Below are 1608 nucleotides of genomic sequence, written 5' to 3'. Positions count from 1 at the left end.
TGATAGAATTCTAAGCCCTATGGCTTGAAGCCCTTCTCTAGCAGACATCATTTTGCTCAGGTTCAGTCAAGGCCCTGCCAGGGCATTTTGGTCGAAAAAATTTTATTATATTTCATTCTCCTACTTGACGAAGGCACACCATTCATGAAGCAGCGCAGTTTATGAAATATCGTAAATCAAAAAGTCCTTAGCAATCAGCCGTTAGTCGTTAGAAGTTCCACCCCCCTAACGGTTAGCTTCCAACTTCTCCGATTTGGAAATAAACCACAATCATGCAAATTGAATGGAGGGGAAATATAAAAAAGGCGCCCGGGAGGGCGCCTGCATTCACTGAGAACTGTGAACTGATAACTGATAACTGATAACTTTTCATCATGTGTTGAAAAGAAAACTAAAAAAACAAAGCTTTTGTTACGGGGTTGTCGGGGGTCTCGGGAGTATCGGGAGTATCAGGAAGGTGGCGGCGCAGCAGTAAAAGGCGCCGCCCTTTTGTATTTTTGTTTGAGTCTACAACAGCTTTTTCATTGTATTGGGCCTTTCATAAAAAAGGCGCCCGAGAGGGCGCCCACATCCACTGAGAACTGATCATTTCCAATCCCGGTTATACGAATTCGATATTTCCTCAGGGCAGTCTGCCATTTCATCCCTGAGCCAGTACCACACAGATGAGTCCTGCCAGGAAGAGGAAAATCATGGCGGGGAGACGGTAACTTTTGTAGAAGGGGTCTTCGTCGTATTCTTCTTCCTCTTCTGATGGACGGACCGGGCGGGCGTGGACCGTTTCGTAATGGGAGGCGGGAATGAGACCTTTGTAGAAAACAGTCAGGTACCGGGCATAGTACAGGGTTTCCTTGGCAAAAAACCAGAAAATGGGGGTGTAAAGGGGAACCTTGTCCTTCTGGGCGAGGTAGGAGAGGCCTTCCGTGACCAGGTGTTTTAATGTATCATCCCGGCCTTTGCCTTTCAGCCCGGACTGCTCTGCGATGTAGGTGAATTTTTCCTGAAGGATTCTGATTTTTTCCGGGGGATACAGTTTTTCCGTCTCTTCCGGAAGAAGGGATATATCGCCCACGCCCCGCCCGGGATCCGCTTCCCGGATGAGAAGTTCCGGGAAATGTTCATCCACCTCATCAAAGCCCTGGTACAGATGGAGGAGAGGCGTATAGTCGCCGGCAAACTCTTTCAGTACATACCGGGCGATATACAGGCGGAAAACGACGTAATCCGCCAGGAATATTTTCCAGTGTGCCTGCTCTCTTGGCTGCATGACGATCCGTTTCTGCTTCAGGAACTGACGGAAAATCATATGGAGGGAATAACTTCCCTGAGGCTGGGCCATGTAGGAAAAGAAGGCCCGCTGGGAGGCGGTATTTCCCATACTTTTCAGATATAAATCCTGATCCATGGGCGCCTCCTTTTTTTAAAATCGGTTACAATATTATTTTAAACCGTACAGCCTGTTTTTAACAGCAATATCATTAACTTAACAGCTGCTAAAGTGCTTCCAAATCGAAATTTCTCTATTGCGTTTAAAGGAAATAGGGCCTTATTCACCCTGTTCGGAGTAAATTTTAGTAGTTTTGACCGGTTTTTGAGGCACTCTAAAGG

General features: G+C 46.8%; 1 protein-coding gene. It reads right to left on the bottom strand.

Annotation, left to right across the window (positions count from 1 at the left end; translation table 11 throughout):
* Positions 1-640: 640 nt before the first annotated feature.
* Positions 641-1405 (bottom strand): hypothetical protein, encoded by a 765-nt coding sequence (locus tag VZT47_RS10305; RefSeq protein WP_330224872.1) that lies wholly within the window; start codon positions 1403-1405, stop codon positions 641-643.
* Between the last annotated feature and the right edge of the window lie 203 nt (positions 1406-1608).

Source organism: Dialister sp. (assembly GCF_036343215.1).
Lineage (GTDB): Bacteria > Bacillota > Negativicutes > Veillonellales > Dialisteraceae > Dialister.
This window is presented reverse-complemented; position numbering and strand designations above follow the sequence as displayed.